Below are 13,690 nucleotides of genomic sequence, written 5' to 3'. Positions count from 1 at the left end.
GCCACCCCCACGGGGCACTAGGCCGCCAACCCCAGCGCAGCCATCCGCTTGGTGTGCGCCTCGGTGATCCGCGAGAACATCCGCCCGACCTCGGCCAGATCGAACCCGTCGGCAACCCCACCCACGAGCATCGTCGACAGCGCATCCCGGTCCGCGACGACCCGCTGCGACTGCGACAGGGCCTCGCCCATGAGACGCCGCGCCCACAGAGCGAGACGACCGCCCACACGCGGATCGGCATCGATGGCCGCCCGCACCTTCTCCACGGCGAACCCGGCATGTCCGGTGTCGTCCAGCACCGCCAGCACCAGCTCACGGCTGTCCGAGTCCAACCGCGCCGCGACCTCCCGATAGAAGTCACTGGCGATCGAGTCACCGACGTACGCCTTGACGAGCCCCTCCAGCCAGTCCGAGGGCGCCGTCTGCCGGTGGAAGCCGTCCAGTGCGGCGACGAACGGCTCCATGGCCGCCGTCGGCTCCGCACCGATCTCGGTCAGCCGGTCGCGCAGCTTCTCGTAGTGGTGGAACTCCGCCGACGCCATCTTGGCCAGCTCCGCCTTGTCCGCGAGCGTCGGCGCCAGCTTGGCGTCCTCCGCGAGCCGCTCGAACGCCGCCAGCTCCCCGTACGCGAGCGCGCCGAGCAGATCCACGACAGCGGCCCGGTACTGCGGTTCGGCGGAGGCCTTCGCCCAGTCCTGGGCGGCGACTCCGGTGGGTTCGGGAGAAGCGTCGGAGGTGTTGTCAGGCGTCGTCATGAAGCGCACAATAGCCCGCTCCCCGCGCGGCGGAAGTCCCTGGTAAAGCAGTGTGACGACGACTACGTGACCAAATCGGCCATCGCATGTGCGCGTTTCCGGGGTATGGTGGTAATGCGCCTGCTGAGTACGCACGTCTATGAGGACCGCGTATTTCGACGGGCCGCACGTATGAGGATGCCCGGTCGGTGGCCCCGGTCGGCTCCGACCTGACAGCTCTCCTTGGCCGTACGGCACTGTGCGTACGGCATCCGGAGGGACCCTCAGCGGTTCGAGCGCTTGAGCGTCGGCAGAGGTCCCGTGCCATTACGGCTAGCCCCGTAAGGCGGTCGACGTCCCCAGCACGGTCCTAGACGACCCCCGAGCTCGCCTCGCACCGCGCACACAGAAGAGGCAAAACCCTGACTACGACGTTCAGAGATCTCGGAATCCTTCCCGAGACCGCCGAGGCCCTCGAGGCCGTCGGCATCATCACCCCCTTCCCCATCCAGGAGATGACGCTCCCCGTCGCCCTTTCCGGCACGGACGTCATCGGCCAGGCCAAGACCGGCACCGGCAAGACGCTGGGCTTCGGCCTCCCGCTCCTCGAGCGCGTCACCGTCCCCGCCGATGTCGAGGCCGGCCGCGCGAAGCCCGAGGACCTCACCGACGCCCCGCAGGCCCTCGTCGTCGTCCCCACGCGCGAGCTGTGCCAGCAGGTCACCAACGACCTGCTGACCGCGGGCAAGGTCCGTAACGTACGCGTTCTCGCCATCTACGGCGGCCGGGCGTACGAGCCGCAGGTCGAGGCCCTCAAGAAGGGCGTCGACGTGATCGTCGGCACCCCGGGCCGACTGCTGGACCTCGCGGGCCAGAAGAAGCTCAGCCTCAAGCACATCAAGGCACTCGTCCTCGACGAGGCCGACGAGATGCTCGACCTGGGCTTCCTGCCCGACGTCGAGAAGATCATCAACCTGCTGCCGGCCCGCCGTCAGACGATGCTGTTCTCGGCGACCATGCCGGGCGCGGTCATCGGTCTCGCGCGCCGCTACATGTCGCAGCCCACGCACATCCGCGCCACCGCGCCGGACGACGAGGGCCAGACGGTGCGCAACACCGCGCAGTTCGTCTACCGCGCGCACAACATGGACAAGCCCGAGATGGTCTCGCGCATACTGCAGTCCGACGGCCGGGGACTGGCCATGGTCTTCTGCCGTACGAAGCGCACGGCGGCCGACCTCGCCGACCAGCTCCAGCAGCGCGGCTTCGCCTCCGGCGCCGTCCACGGCGACCTCGGCCAGGGCGCGCGTGAGCAGGCACTGCGGGCCTTCCGCAACGGCAAGGTGGACGTCCTCGTCTGCACCGACGTCGCCGCTCGCGGTATCGACGTCGAGGGCGTGACGCACGTCATCAACTACCAGTCCCCCGAGGACGAGAAGACGTACCTGCACCGCATCGGCCGTACCGGCCGCGCGGGTGCCAAGGGCATAGCGATCACCCTCGTCGACTGGGACGACATCCCGCGCTGGCAGCTCATCAACAAGGCGCTGGAGCTCAACTTCAACGACCCGCCGGAGACGTACTCCACCTCCCCGCACTTCTACGAGGAGATGAACATCCCCGCGGGCACCAAGGGTGTCCTGCCGCGTGCCGAGCGCACCCGCGCGGGCCTCGCCGCGGAAGAGGTCGAGGACCTGGGCGAGACCGGTGGCCGTGGTGGCCGCGGTCGCGGTGACCGGGGCGACCGAGGTGGCCGCGGTGGCCGGGACGAGTCCCGTTCCGCCGACCGCGAGCGCCCGGCTGCCCGTACGCCGCGCCGTCGCCGTCGTACGCGCAATGGCACACCGCTGGACGGGGCCGCCGCACCGGTGGGCACGACCGCGCCGGAGGAGACCGCGGTGACCGAGGACGCGTCCGCGTCCCGCACCCCGCGTCGCCGTCGCCGCACCCGTAACGGAGCCGCCTCGCTGGAGTCGGTGCCGGCCACGGCCACGACGTCCGAGGCCGCGGAGGTCGCGGTCGACACGGCCGAGGCCACGGAGACCAAGCCCCGCCGTCGCCGTAGCCGCAGGTCGGAGACGGTCGCCGTCGAGACGCCGGCCGTCGTCGAGGTCCCGGAGGTCGTCGCCGAGGTCAAGGAGCCCGAGGCGCCCGCCGCCGAGGCCACCGAGACGAAGCCCCGCCGCCGGACCCGCAAGGCCGCGGAGACGGTCGCCGTCGAGACGCCGGCCGTCGTCGAGGTCGCGGAGGCCGAGGCCCCCGCCGCCGCGCCGCGTCGCCGCACGCGCAAGACGGCTGCCGCCGCCGAGACCGCGGTGGACACGGCCGAGGGCACGGAGGCCAAGCCGCGCCGCACCCGCAAGGCCGCTGCCGCTCCCGAGGCCGCCGTCGACACCGCCGAGGCCGTGGAGACCAAGCCGCGCCGCACGCGGAAGACGGCCGCCGCCGAGACCGTGGTCGACACGGCCGAGGCCGCCGAGGCCAAGCCCCGGACCCGCCGCACCCGCAAGGTCGCCGAGACCGCCGCGACTGTCGCCGAGATCCCGGCGCAGGCAGCGGAGGAGCCGGAGACCCAGCCGCGCCGCACCCGCAAGACGGCCGCCGCCGCGGAGACCGCGGTGGACACGGCCGAGGGCACGGAGGCCAAGCCGCGCCGCACGCGCAAGACGGCCGCCGCCGCCGAGACCGCGGTCGACGCGGCCGAGGCTCCCGCCGCCGCGCCGCGCCGCCGTACGCGCAAGGCCGCCGAGGCCGCCGAGGCAGTGGTCGACACCGCCGAGGCCACCGAGGCCAAGCCCCGGACCCGCCGCACCCGCAAGGTCGCCGAGACCGTCGAAGCCGCTGCGGCTCCGGAGGTCACCGAGGCCAAGCCGCGTCGCACCCGCAAGACGGCCGCCGCCACGGAGACGACCGAGGCCAAGCCGACGCGCGCCCGCAAGACGGCTGCCGCCACCGAGGCCAAGCCGGCTCGCGCGCGGAAGACGGCCACGGCCGCCGACATCCCGGCCCAGGCCGCCGAGGAGCCGGAGGCCAAGCCGCGCCGCCGTACCCGTAAGGTCACGGCCGCCGCGGAGTCCACGGAGAGCTGACCGCTCATCCGACGGCCCGGCCCACTTCACGTGGGCCGGGCCGTCGGCGTTTCCGGCCCCCTCGTGAAGAGCGTGCCCGGCTCACACACCCACATGGCCCCTCGCCCCGGAGCAGCGAGACCGCCGCTGCCCCGAAGCAGCGAGACCGCCGCCTCACGAACCCGCCTCACATGCACCGCGGCGTGCCGCTCGACCCGCCACGCCCCGCCAGGGCCCCACATGGCCCACCTCACATAGCCACCGCCGCCCTCCACCCGCCCCGCCGGATAGCCTCAGGGCATGAGCAGGCCCCCCACCTTCGCCCCGCCCCCCGGCGCCCGCGCCCACTCCCTGCGCACCGCTCGCGGTGAGTTCGCTGTCGTCGACGCGCCCGTGACGGACGGCGTCGCCCCCAGGGGAACCGCTCTGCTGCTGCCCGGGTTCACCGGCAGCAAGGAGGACTTCAACCCGCTGCATGTGCCGCTCGCGGCGCGCGGGTACCGGACGGTCGCGGTGGACGGACGGGGACAGTTCGAGTCCGACGGTCCGGCGGACGACGAATCGGCGTACGCGCAGGACGAGTTGGCGAAGGACGTGCTCGCGCAGGCCGCGGCCCTCGACGGACCCGTGCATCTCGTCGGGCACTCGCTCGGCGGGCAGATCGCGCGGGCCGCCGTCCTCCTGGACCCCGGCCCCTTCCGCTCCCTCACCCTCATGTCCTCGGGCCCCGCCCAGATCTCCGGCTCCCAGCAGCAGCGCGTGAAGCTGCTCCGGGACGCGCTGACGGTGATGAGCATGGCGGCGGTGTGGGACGCGATCCAGGCGATGGAACCGCCGGAGGAGACCGACACCGGAGGCGAGCTGGACTCCGGGCTCGACGACCGGGAGGACCTGCGCCGACGCTGGATGGGCACCAAGCCCGCCCAACTCATCGCCACCGGCCGCCAGTTGTGCGCCGAGCCGGACCGGGTGGCCGAACTGGCCGCCGTACCGCTGCCGTTCCACGTACTGTCCGGCTCGCACGACGACACCTGGCCGGTGCCGCTGCTCGACCACATGGCCGTCCGACTGCGGGCCCGCAGGACCGTGATCCCCGGCGCCGAGCACTCCCCCAACACGGACCGCCCCCTGGAGACGGCCCGCGCCGCCGCCGACTTCTGGGACAGCACCCGGTCGCCCCAGTAGGCCGGGCCACCAAGAACCGCTAGTACTGCCCCTGCAGGTGCTCCCAGAACCCGTCCCGCAGCGCCCGCCGCAGATCCGCCTGTCCCCGCAGGGAGTACTGCAGCAGCCCTTCCGCCTCCACCAGCAGATCCTGGTCCACCGACCCCGGCAGATAAGGGTGCCCCGGCAGCAGCTCCCCCACCGTCTCCCGCCCCCGCGCCGCCAGCCACTTCGCCGCGATCTGGGCGCCCACGAAGCGGACGTCCTCGCGGCCGGGCCGGTTCACCGAGGTCTCGTAGCCGGCGGACGTACGCCGTGACACGTACGGCTTGAAGAAGTCGAGGTCGAGGACGCGCTGGCTGTCGACCTCCCACAGCAGCGGCTCGGCCTGGTTGCGGCCCTCGGGCGCCTCGATGCCCCACAGATGGACGCGGGCGCCGTACCCCTGGGCCGCCTCGACCGCCGAGACCAGGTCCTCGTCGCCGCCGAGCAGGGCCGCGTCGCTGATCGCGCGGTGCCGGGCGAGGGACTCCAGATCGGTCCTGATCAGTGAGTCGACGCCCTTCTGCTGGTTGTTGGCGTTGAGATTGCCCAGCCGCACCTTGACGTCCGGAAGCTCGGCGATCGTCTGCTGCTCCGAGGTGTGGATACGGCGCCGGGCGCCGTCGTACCAGTAGACCCGCAGCAGCCTGCTGTCCGCGAAGATCGTGCGGGCCCGGTCGATGAGCGCCTCGATCAGCCCCTCGGCGTCCAGGTCGAAGGCCCGGCGGTCCTCGGTCCCGGCGACCAGACGGCCCGCGGCCGCGTACAGATACCCCGCGTCGACGAAGATCGCATGGGTCGAGGGCGTCTTCGCCACTTCGGCGAGCATGCGCGTCAGCAGCTCGTTGGTGTGGTCGATGCGGGCGGTGAGTGCCGCGAGGTCGTCGTTCATCGCCTCCATTGTCCCGGCGGTCACGCTGCGAACACAACCGGTCCCGGTCGGTCTCCGAAGAGAGAGCGGAGAGTCGCTTACCGGTCAGTAGTTAGTCGTTCGAAAAATTTCTTTAGCGTAGGGAATGTTTGTAACGCGCACCCCGTTGACTACCTACGTACGCAGTAATTCTCCGCAGGAGGATGACCAGACGAAGGGAGAAGCCCATGCGCTTCGAAATCATGCGACTCGACGACGTCGACGGCACGCCCGTGGACAGCACCGTTGTGGACGCCGCCTCCGTCAATCGGATCGTTCAGCAGGCCGCCTCGATAGGCCAGCGACTCTGGATCCGCCCGGCCGAGGCCTCGGCCTCGTAACACATACGCAGTAACACAGGCTTCAGAGCCCCCGTACGGCAACGATGTCGTACGGGGGCTCTGCGCTGTCCGGCCACGGGGATCAGCTCCCCTGGATCACCTGCGTGATGCCGTTGATGATCTGCTGCACGGCGATCGCGGAGAGCATCATGCCCGCGAGCCGTGTCACCAGGACCACGCCGCCGTCCTTGATGACCCGGATGATCAGCAGCGAGTACCGCATCACCAGCCACAGCACGACATGGATGGCGAGGATCGCCATCCACACCGACACCTGTGTGGCGACGCTGTCGGCCTTCTGCACGGCGAGGATGACCGACACGATCGCGCCCGGCCCGGCGAGCAGCGGCATGCCCAGCGGCACCAGCGCCACATTGACGTCCTTGGTCTGCTTGGGCTCGTCGGTCTTGCCGGTCAGCAGGTCGAGAGCGATCAGCAGGAGCAGCAGCCCGCCCGCGATCATCAGCGCGGGGACGGAGACATGCAGGTAGTCGAGGATCTGGTGGCCGAGGAGCCCGAAGACGGTGATGACACCGCCGGCGACACAGACGGCCTGGAAGGCCATCCGCTTCTGCACCTTGGCGGGCCGGCCGGAGGTCAGCGCCAGGAAGATCGGGGTGATCCCGGGGGGATCCATGATGACGAACAGGGTCAGGAACAGGGAGCCGAAAACGGCAGCGTCGAACACAGGAGAGCCTTGCGAGGAGGAAGGAAGAGATCAGATGGACGTGAGAGCGAGTCTCAGGCTCCGCCGGTCCCCGGCACCGGGAACGCGCCGGTGGCACGCCGGGTGATCTCGCCGTACACCTCGGGGTCGGTCCGGTACTCGCCGAGCGTGACGGTCTTGCGGCTGCCGTGGTAGTCGGAGGAGCCGGTGACCAGCAGCCCCAGCTCGGCGGCGAGCCCGCGCAGCCCGACCCGTGTCTCGTCGTCGTGGTCCATGTGGTCGACCTCGATGCCGTCGAGCCCGGCCGCGGCCATCTCGGCGATCGCGGACTCCGGAACCGTATGCCCACGCTTGCTGGCGCCCGGGTGCGCGAAGACGGTGACCCCGCCCGCGGCCTTGACCAGCCGGATCGCCTCGAAGGGGTCGGTCTCGTGCTTCTCCACGAAGGCCCGGCCGCCGTCGGCGAGCCAGTCCTGGGTGAAGGCGTCACTCACGGTCGGTACGACCCCGAGCTCGACGAGCGCGGTGGCGACATGCGGCCGCCCGACGGACCCGTCCCCGGCGATCCGCATCACCTGTTCCCAAGTGATGGGCACACCCAGCTCGTTGAGCTTGACGACCATGCCCCGCGCCCGCGGCACCCGGTCGTCCCGCACCAGTTCCCGCTCGGCGAGCAGCTCCGCCTCCTCGGGATCGAAGAGGTAGGCCAGCATGTGCATGGACACGCCGTCGATACGACAGGACAGCTCGGCCCCGGTGACGAGCGTGAGCCCCTCCGGCAGCGCGGCGATCGCCTCGGCATACCCACGCGTGGTGTCGTGATCGGTCAGCGCGACAACGTCCAGCCCGGCAGCGGCGGCATTACGCACCAGCTCAGCAGGCGTGTCCGTACCGTCGGAAGCCGTGGAGTGGGTGTGCAGATCAATACGCACGACACGAACTCCAGACACTGACGGGACACAAGGGACCGCTCAAGGATAACCAGATTTTCAAGGGCCCCTGTCACACCCGAAACCTGTGAGCGACCTTTACACAGGCTCACCCAGGGGCGCGGGGAACTGCGCGAAAAGCCACAGACAACCCGCAGCCGCCAACGCACCGAAGCCCCCCACCCCCGCAGGCGCTACGGCTCAAGCAGGCGCGGCGACAACGCTCCGCAGGGCACCAGCTCGACCTCCGCACCCGCGTCCCGCAGATCCGTCAGCACCAGCTCGTCGTACATCAGCAGCCCCGACTGCTCGGGCCACACCACGGCCCACAGCCACAGTCCGCGAGCCTCGCCCGCGAAGACCGCACGATCATCCGGCGCCCCGGAGACATGCCACAGCGGCGTAGGCCGCCCGGCGGCCAGCACCTTCGCCTGCGGCGGCTTCTCAACGTTCATGTACGGCCCCGGATCCGGCCCGTCGATCCCGGCGTACCGCGCACCGAGACCCACACCGAGCTCCTCGGCGACAAGGATCAGCTCCCCGATACCGCCCAGCGGACCCGGCCCCGTGCACGCCACCGCCGTCGCACGACCCCCGCTGCGATCGTCGCCCGCGCAGCCCACACCTGTGAACAGCCAGCCGACCGGCAGTGGCCACGGCATCCAGACCGGTACCTGTGTGCGGTGCACCACGACGTCGAGAGCCTCGACGCTGGGCGGGATCACCGGCTGCAGCGGATGCACGGTCCCGTGCACATCGCACTGCCAGGTGTCGGCGAAGAGACCGGGAGCCCTGACCCGGCCACCACACTTCGGGCAACTGGGTTCGCCCCTCATAGGGCCCCACGGTCCTACCCCTGCTCCCCCACGTCAAGGACGATCACCCGTCCGGGCGGAACCGCCTCCGGGATCGCCCCACCAGGGGGCACTAGATGTAGCTTGCATTAATTAGCTGCCCTAACTTACTATGTGCATATACCAACCATCTCCTCGCCGGAATTGGAGAAACCATGGACGCCTTCGACGCGGGAGCGGGCAGCCTCCTGCGACAGCCCAAGGCGGTCTGGGCCACGGCCGGTGCCTCCGTCGTCGCCTTCATGGGCATCGGACTGGTCGACCCGATCCTCCCGTCCATCGCCCAGGGCCTCGACGCCACCGCCAGCCAGGTCTCCCTGCTCTTCACCTCGTACTTCCTCATCACCGCCGTCGCGATGCTGGTCACCGGCTTCGTCTCCAGCCGCATCGGCGGCCGCAAGACCCTGCTGCTCGGCCTCGCGTTCGTGGTCGTCTTCGCCGGCCTCGCGGGCACCTCGAACTCGGTCGCCGAACTCGTCGGCTTCCGCGCGGGCTGGGGCCTCGGCAACGCCCTCTTCGTCTCGACGGCCCTCGCCGTCATCGTCGGCGCGGCGGCGGGCGGGAGCGCCGCGGCCATCCTGCTGTACGAGTCGGCGCTCGGCCTGGGCATGGCATGCGGCCCGCTGCTGGGCGCGCTGCTCGGCGACGCCAACTGGCGCTACCCGTTCTTCGGCACGGCCTTCCTGATGGCGGTCGGCTTCCTGTGCATCACGGTGTTCCTGAAGGAACAGCCCAAGCCGGCCCGCAAGACCTCGGTGCTCGACCCCATCAAGGCACTGGGCCACGGCGGCCTCGCCTCCGTCGCCGCCTCGGCCTTCTTCTACAACTACACGTTCTTCACCGTGCTGGCCTTCACGCCGTTCGTGCTGGACATGACCCCGTACAAGTCGGGTGCCGTGTTCTTCGCCTGGGGCGTGCTGCTCGCCGTGTTCTCGGTGCTCGGGGCACCGCGTCTGCAGCGGCGGTTCGGTTCGCTGAAGGTGCTAGGCGGCTCGCTCGTCCTGCTCGCCGTCGACGTACTCGCCCTCGGCTACGGCAGCCACACCACCGCGATCGTCTGCACGATCCTCTCCGGCGCGTTCATCGGCGTGAACAACACCGTCTACACGGAGCTGGCGCTCGGCGTGTCGGACGCGCCGCGCCCGGTGGCGAGCGCCGGCTACAACTTCGTGCGCTGGTTCGCGGCCGCCGCCGCGCCCTACTTCGCGCCGAAGATCGAGGAGTGGACCGACATCCACATCCCGTTCGTGGTGGCGGCGGTGACCGCCGTCCTGGGCGCGCTCGTGGTCGTCGTACGACGGAACGCGCTCACTCATGAAGCGGAAGAACTGGAGTCGAAGCACGCCACAGAGGACAGCGTGGCCGTCTTCGCCAACTGACGCTTTTCAGCCACCGGTTGGTGACATCAGTCACGCCAGCGGGACGGACTTGCGGGACGGATCCCGGAGGTCCGTCCCGTTCGTCAGCCAGCGCTCCTGGAGGGCCTGAGCACCGTGGACGCGCTTCCAGGCCGCCTCGTTCGGGGTCATGGGCAGCAGCGGCAGGAACTGGACCGGGTCCATGGGCTCGTCGAGCTCCAGGTCCTCGACCAGGCCACCGGGTTCGGCCACCAGGACCGAGGTGAACGGGGCGCCGGGCCACAGGGGTTCGCCGACGTCGAGGGAGGCGCCGGGGGCCACGATCACACCCTCGACCTGCGGGGACGCGGCAAGTACGGCGAGCGGCCGGAGCACCTTGTCGGTTTCGGAGAGACCGGCGCGGACCGAGAGGACCAGCTCGGCGCGCGGCCCCTTGACCGGGTCGGCGAGCATCGCGGTGGGATCACCCATCGGTTGCGCCGACATGCCGAGCGTGGCGTAGCGGACGATGTCGCCCTCCTGGAAACGCAGCACCTCGACGCGGTCCGTGCCGAGGAAGGTGACCGCGGCGCGCGCGTCCGGTTCGCCCAGCGCGGTACGCAACCGGGCCTCGACCAAGGGAAGAACATCAGCCATGCCGCGAGCATAGAACTCGTCAGTACCGGGCAAAGCAGCGCCTTGACTATTCAGTCGGCTGATACTCTTTGCCGGTGGTTCGGGGCAGCACGCAGAAGCGTCGCTATCGAGTCCCGACGCCGTGAGACTCCCCCTACGGGGAATGGATCGTCCCTTACGAGGGACCGACCGGAGGAGGTGGGGCTGTCATGGATCGAAGTCGACCTGGTAGTACCACTCGCTCTTCCGGCCACTGATGTAGCTGATCCGCCTTCGGCCGATCGCCGCCTCTCACGCTCGCGTCTTCATCGTCGGAAGAGCACTTCGTCTCGTTTTGCCTGATCTGTTTGATCTGTATCAGCAGCGAAACCCGCTACCGCAATGGTGCGGTGCTCCCCGCTTTGTGGACGTGCCAAACATCCGCAGTCAGGACGTCCTCATTCCGGGCAGTTCCATCCGTTGAAGCGGCTTTTCGTTGCCTGTCGCGAAGGAGCCCGCCATGTCGATGATCCGCGACCTGCGTGCCGTGGTCCGACCCTCCCGCGTCTCGCTGCGCAAGAGCAGCAGCACCGATTACGACACCACGCGTGACCCCGGCACGCCCTCGGCCGTCGTCGACTGCGCCGTCTACCGCGACGGGGCCCGCGTCCAGATGCCGAAGGCCCTGACCCCGCACGAGGCGATGCGTCAGGTGCGCCGCGACGGGGGCTTCGTGTGGATCGGGCTGCACGAGCCGACCGAGGCCGAATTCTCCGGTATCGCAAGCGAGTTCGGGCTGCACCCGCTGGCCGTGGAGGACGCGGTGCAGGCACACCAGCGGCCCAAGCTGGAGCGCTACGACGACTCCCTGTTCACCGTCTTCAAGACCATCCACTACGTCGAGCACGACGAGCTCACCGCCAACAGCGAGATCGTCGAGACCGGCGAGGTCATGTGCTTCACCGGACGGGACTTCTTCATCACCGTCCGGCACGGCGGACAGGGTTCGCTCCGGGCCCTGCGCCACCGCCTCCAGGACGACCCCGAGCTGCTCGCCAAGGGCCCTTCGGCGGTGCTGCACGCGATCGCCGACCATGTCGTCGACGGGTACATCGCGGTCGCCGACGCGGTGCAGGACGACATCGACGAGGTCGAGACGGAGGTGTTCTCGCCGGGGCGCAAGGGCTCGCCGCGCGGCACGGACGCCGGCCGGATCTACCAACTCAAGCGCGAGGTCCTGGAGTTCAAGCGGGCCGTCTCGCCGCTCCTGCGCCCCATGCAGCTGCTGAGCGAGCGCCCGATGCGGCTCATCGACCCCGACATCCAGAAGTACTTCCGGGACGTCGCCGACCACCTCGCCCGGGTCCAGGAGCAGGTCATCGGCTTCGACGAGCTGCTCAACTCGATCCTCCAGGCCAACCTCGCGCAGGCGTCCGTCGCGCAGAACGAGGACATGCGCAAGATCACCTCGTGGGCGGCCATCATCGCCGTACCGACGATGGTGTGTGGTGTGTACGGCATGAACTTCGAGCACATGCCCGAGCTGCACTGGCGGTACGGCTACCCCGTGATCATGATGATCACCGGTGTCATCTGCCTCGGCATCCACCGCACCCTGAAGCGCAACGGCTGGCTGTGACCCGGCCCCGGTGACCCCGCCTGGATAGGCTGGGCGCATGACAAGCGAGCTGCTCGACCAGGCCCTCGTCGAGGAGGCCACGAAGAAGTCCGGCCTCGTCTGGGTCAGGGGTCCCGAGGGTCCGGCCCAGGCGCTCTGGCACGTGTGGCACGAGGGTGCGGTGTGTCTGGTCGGCGACGGGCCGGGCGAGCAGCCGCTGCCAGGCCTCACCGACGGGACCGAGGCCGAGGTGACCGTCCGCAGCAAGGACAAGGGCGGACGGCTGGTCTCCTGGACGGCGAAGGTCGTCGAGCTGACCGCCGGGTCCGAGGTCTGGGACGCGGCCGTCGCCGAGCTCAAGGGCAAGCGGCTCAACGCGCCCGACGGCGAGGCGATGACGGGGCGCTGGGCGCGCGAGTGCCGGGTGCTGCGGCTCGAGCCGACGGGGTCGACGCTGCCGTTGCCCGACGGGGATCTGGCCGAGGCGCCGGTTCCCACGACGGCCACGACCCGTCAGCCGATCCCCGCGGGGCTTCCGAAGCTGCTGCTGAAGCGGCGCAAGCGGAAGTAGTCAGGACGTCGGCAGCTGCTTGCCGTAGTCCACCGTCTCGTCCTCCGCCGGCTCCTTCAGGCTGAAGGACTTGCCCCAGCCCGAGAAGGTCAGCGTGCCCGCGCCGCCCGCGCGCTCCAGGCGGAGCGGATACGGCTCGCCCTCCAGGGAGACGTCCAGCTTGCCGCCGGAGCCGTCGTCGCCGGTGATGCGGATGGTGCGGGTGCCGGACTGTTCGTGGTGGCCGTCGGTGGACAGCTCGCCGTGGAGGGTCAGCAGGCCCGCCAGGAGGACGTCCTTGTCGGTGAAGCCGCTGAACTTCTTGTACGAGGGGTCTCCCTGCGGCACCTTCACGAACTTGTCGTCGAGTTTGTCGGCGGCCGCCGTGTCGGTGCCGGAGTCGTCCTTGCCGTCCTGCTGTCCCCAGAAGTCCGCGTCGGCCTTGAGGTAGAGCTGCTCGCCGATCCGCAGCAGCCGGAAAGTCGCGCCTTCGGAGGTGACCGAGCCCGAGCCTCCGTCGGACTTGAGACGCATGTCGAGTTTGTAAGTGCGCCCGCTGGTGACCACGTTCCCTGAGAGACGTACCGAGTCGGCGGATTCGGCGGCCGCCTTGGTCTTCGTCTGGATCTGGGCGGCCGGCAGCTTGCCGACCCCGTTGGTGCCCGCGTCGGGGTCGTCACCACCGCACCCTGTCAGGCCCGTTCCCGTCACGACCAGGGCGCACATCGCGCCCAGCAGTCCGGTCCGGCGGGTGCGGCCCTGGGGAATCGCAGTCACAGGTGGGGCTGCCTTTCTGACGAGGGTCCATCGGAGGCGTACCGCAGAGTACCGGGGCCCCGCGGGCCCAACGGAGCCAGTCCG

13 protein-coding genes are annotated in these 13,690 nt (G+C 70.1%); 6 read left to right on the top strand and 7 right to left on the bottom strand.

The window, feature by feature from the left end:
• Window positions 1-17: 17 nt before the first annotated feature.
• Complete coding sequence (locus tag OHU89_RS32685) at window positions 18-755, bottom strand: ferritin-like fold-containing protein (RefSeq protein ID WP_266888354.1); 738 nt, start codon at window positions 753-755, stop codon at window positions 18-20.
• 494 nt (window positions 756-1,249) lie between these two features.
• Here OHU89_RS32685 and OHU89_RS32680 point away from each other — a divergent pair, with 494 nt between their 5' ends.
• Window positions 1,250-3,823, top strand: coding sequence for a DEAD/DEAH box helicase (locus tag OHU89_RS32680; RefSeq protein ID WP_405648260.1), 2,574 nt, complete (start codon window positions 1,250-1,252; stop codon window positions 3,821-3,823).
• A 279-nt stretch (window positions 3,824-4,102) separates the two neighbouring features.
• Window positions 4,103-4,987 (top strand): alpha/beta fold hydrolase, encoded by an 885-nt coding sequence (locus OHU89_RS32675; protein ID WP_405648258.1) that lies wholly within the window; start codon window positions 4,103-4,105, stop codon window positions 4,985-4,987.
• A 19-nt stretch (window positions 4,988-5,006) separates the two neighbouring features.
• Here the strand turns inward: OHU89_RS32675 and OHU89_RS32670 are convergent, their stop codons facing one another.
• Complete coding sequence (locus OHU89_RS32670; RefSeq protein WP_405648257.1) at window positions 5,007-5,900, bottom strand: NYN domain-containing protein; 894 nt, start codon at window positions 5,898-5,900, stop codon at window positions 5,007-5,009.
• A gap of 206 nt (window positions 5,901-6,106) precedes the next feature.
• Here OHU89_RS32670 and OHU89_RS32665 point away from each other — a divergent pair, with 206 nt between their 5' ends.
• Complete coding sequence (locus OHU89_RS32665; RefSeq protein ID WP_095046964.1) at window positions 6,107-6,259, top strand: hypothetical protein; 153 nt, start codon at window positions 6,107-6,109, stop codon at window positions 6,257-6,259.
• Window positions 6,260-6,341: 82 nt separating this feature from the next.
• Here OHU89_RS32665 and OHU89_RS32660 read toward each other — a convergent pair whose 3' ends face one another.
• The 3 genes from OHU89_RS32660 to OHU89_RS32650 all read right to left on the bottom strand — a co-directional run bounded on the left by OHU89_RS32660 (window position 6,342) and on the right by OHU89_RS32650 (window position 8,691).
• Window positions 6,342-6,947, bottom strand: a complete 606-nt coding sequence (locus OHU89_RS32660) for a MarC family protein (protein ID WP_266888366.1) — start codon at window positions 6,945-6,947, stop codon at window positions 6,342-6,344.
• Between the two features lie 53 nt (window positions 6,948-7,000).
• On the bottom strand, window positions 7,001-7,858 hold the full coding sequence (locus OHU89_RS32655) for a PHP domain-containing protein (RefSeq protein WP_405648253.1): 858 nt from the start codon (window positions 7,856-7,858) through the stop codon (window positions 7,001-7,003).
• 191 nt (window positions 7,859-8,049) lie between these two features.
• On the bottom strand, window positions 8,050-8,691 hold the full coding sequence (locus OHU89_RS32650; protein ID WP_266888370.1) for a DUF6758 family protein: 642 nt from the start codon (window positions 8,689-8,691) through the stop codon (window positions 8,050-8,052).
• A 173-nt stretch (window positions 8,692-8,864) separates the two neighbouring features.
• On the opposite strand from OHU89_RS32650, the gene OHU89_RS32645 reads away from it, so the two are divergent.
• A complete protein-coding gene (locus tag OHU89_RS32645) occupies window positions 8,865-10,088 on the top strand; it encodes an MFS transporter (RefSeq protein WP_405648251.1) in 1,224 nt (407 codons plus the stop codon).
• 30 nt (window positions 10,089-10,118) lie between these two features.
• On the opposite strand, the gene OHU89_RS32640 is transcribed toward OHU89_RS32645, so the two are convergent.
• Complete coding sequence (locus tag OHU89_RS32640; protein WP_405648248.1) at window positions 10,119-10,703, bottom strand: suppressor of fused domain protein; 585 nt, start codon at window positions 10,701-10,703, stop codon at window positions 10,119-10,121.
• Window positions 10,704-11,181: 478 nt separating this feature from the next.
• Between OHU89_RS32640 and OHU89_RS32635 the strand changes: the two genes are divergently transcribed.
• Window positions 11,182-12,300: a magnesium and cobalt transport protein CorA gene (locus OHU89_RS32635; protein ID WP_046263536.1), complete on the top strand. Its 1,119-nt coding sequence runs from the start codon at window positions 11,182-11,184 to the stop codon at window positions 12,298-12,300.
• Window positions 12,301-12,337: 37 nt separating this feature from the next.
• On the top strand, window positions 12,338-12,850 hold the full coding sequence (locus tag OHU89_RS32630) for a hypothetical protein (RefSeq protein WP_405648246.1): 513 nt from the start codon (window positions 12,338-12,340) through the stop codon (window positions 12,848-12,850).
• Here the strand turns inward: OHU89_RS32630 and OHU89_RS32625 are convergent, their stop codons facing one another.
• Window positions 12,851-13,606 (bottom strand): hypothetical protein, encoded by a 756-nt coding sequence (locus OHU89_RS32625; RefSeq protein ID WP_405648244.1) that lies wholly within the window; start codon window positions 13,604-13,606, stop codon window positions 12,851-12,853.
• Window positions 13,607-13,690: the final 84 nt, after the last annotated feature.

The sequence above is a fragment of the Streptomyces sp. NBC_00019 genome, from assembly GCF_045041015.1.
Classification (GTDB): domain Bacteria; phylum Actinomycetota; class Actinomycetes; order Streptomycetales; family Streptomycetaceae; genus Streptomyces.
The sequence above is the reverse complement of the archived record's forward strand: the minus strand, read 5'-3'. Positions and strand labels throughout refer to the sequence as shown.

What these genes read in the sequence shown, in the direction of transcription:
- OHU89_RS32680 (WP_405648260.1), top strand. Translation starts at nt 1,250, where the DNA reads ATGACGCTCCCCGTCGCCCTTTCCGGCACGGACGTCATCGGCCAGGCC.
- OHU89_RS32675 (WP_405648258.1), top strand. Translation starts at nt 4,103, where the DNA reads ATGAGCAGGCCCCCCACCTTCGCCCCGCCCCCCGGCGCCCGCGCCCAC.
- OHU89_RS32650 (WP_266888370.1), bottom strand. Translation starts at nt 8,691, where the DNA reads ATGAGGGGCGAACCCAGTTGCCCGAAGTGTGGTGGCCGGGTCAGGGCT.
- OHU89_RS32630 (WP_405648246.1), top strand. Translation starts at nt 12,338, where the DNA reads ATGACAAGCGAGCTGCTCGACCAGGCCCTCGTCGAGGAGGCCACGAAG.
- OHU89_RS32665 (WP_095046964.1), top strand. Translation starts at nt 6,107, where the DNA reads ATGCGCTTCGAAATCATGCGACTCGACGACGTCGACGGCACGCCCGTG.
- OHU89_RS32640 (WP_405648248.1), bottom strand. Translation starts at nt 10,703, where the DNA reads ATGGCTGATGTTCTTCCCTTGGTCGAGGCCCGGTTGCGTACCGCGCTG.
- OHU89_RS32645 (WP_405648251.1), top strand. Translation starts at nt 8,865, where the DNA reads ATGGACGCCTTCGACGCGGGAGCGGGCAGCCTCCTGCGACAGCCCAAG.
- OHU89_RS32685 (WP_266888354.1), bottom strand. Translation starts at nt 755, where the DNA reads ATGACGACGCCTGACAACACCTCCGACGCTTCTCCCGAACCCACCGGA.
- OHU89_RS32635 (WP_046263536.1), top strand. Translation starts at nt 11,182, where the DNA reads ATGTCGATGATCCGCGACCTGCGTGCCGTGGTCCGACCCTCCCGCGTC.
- OHU89_RS32670 (WP_405648257.1), bottom strand. Translation starts at nt 5,900, where the DNA reads ATGAACGACGACCTCGCGGCACTCACCGCCCGCATCGACCACACCAAC.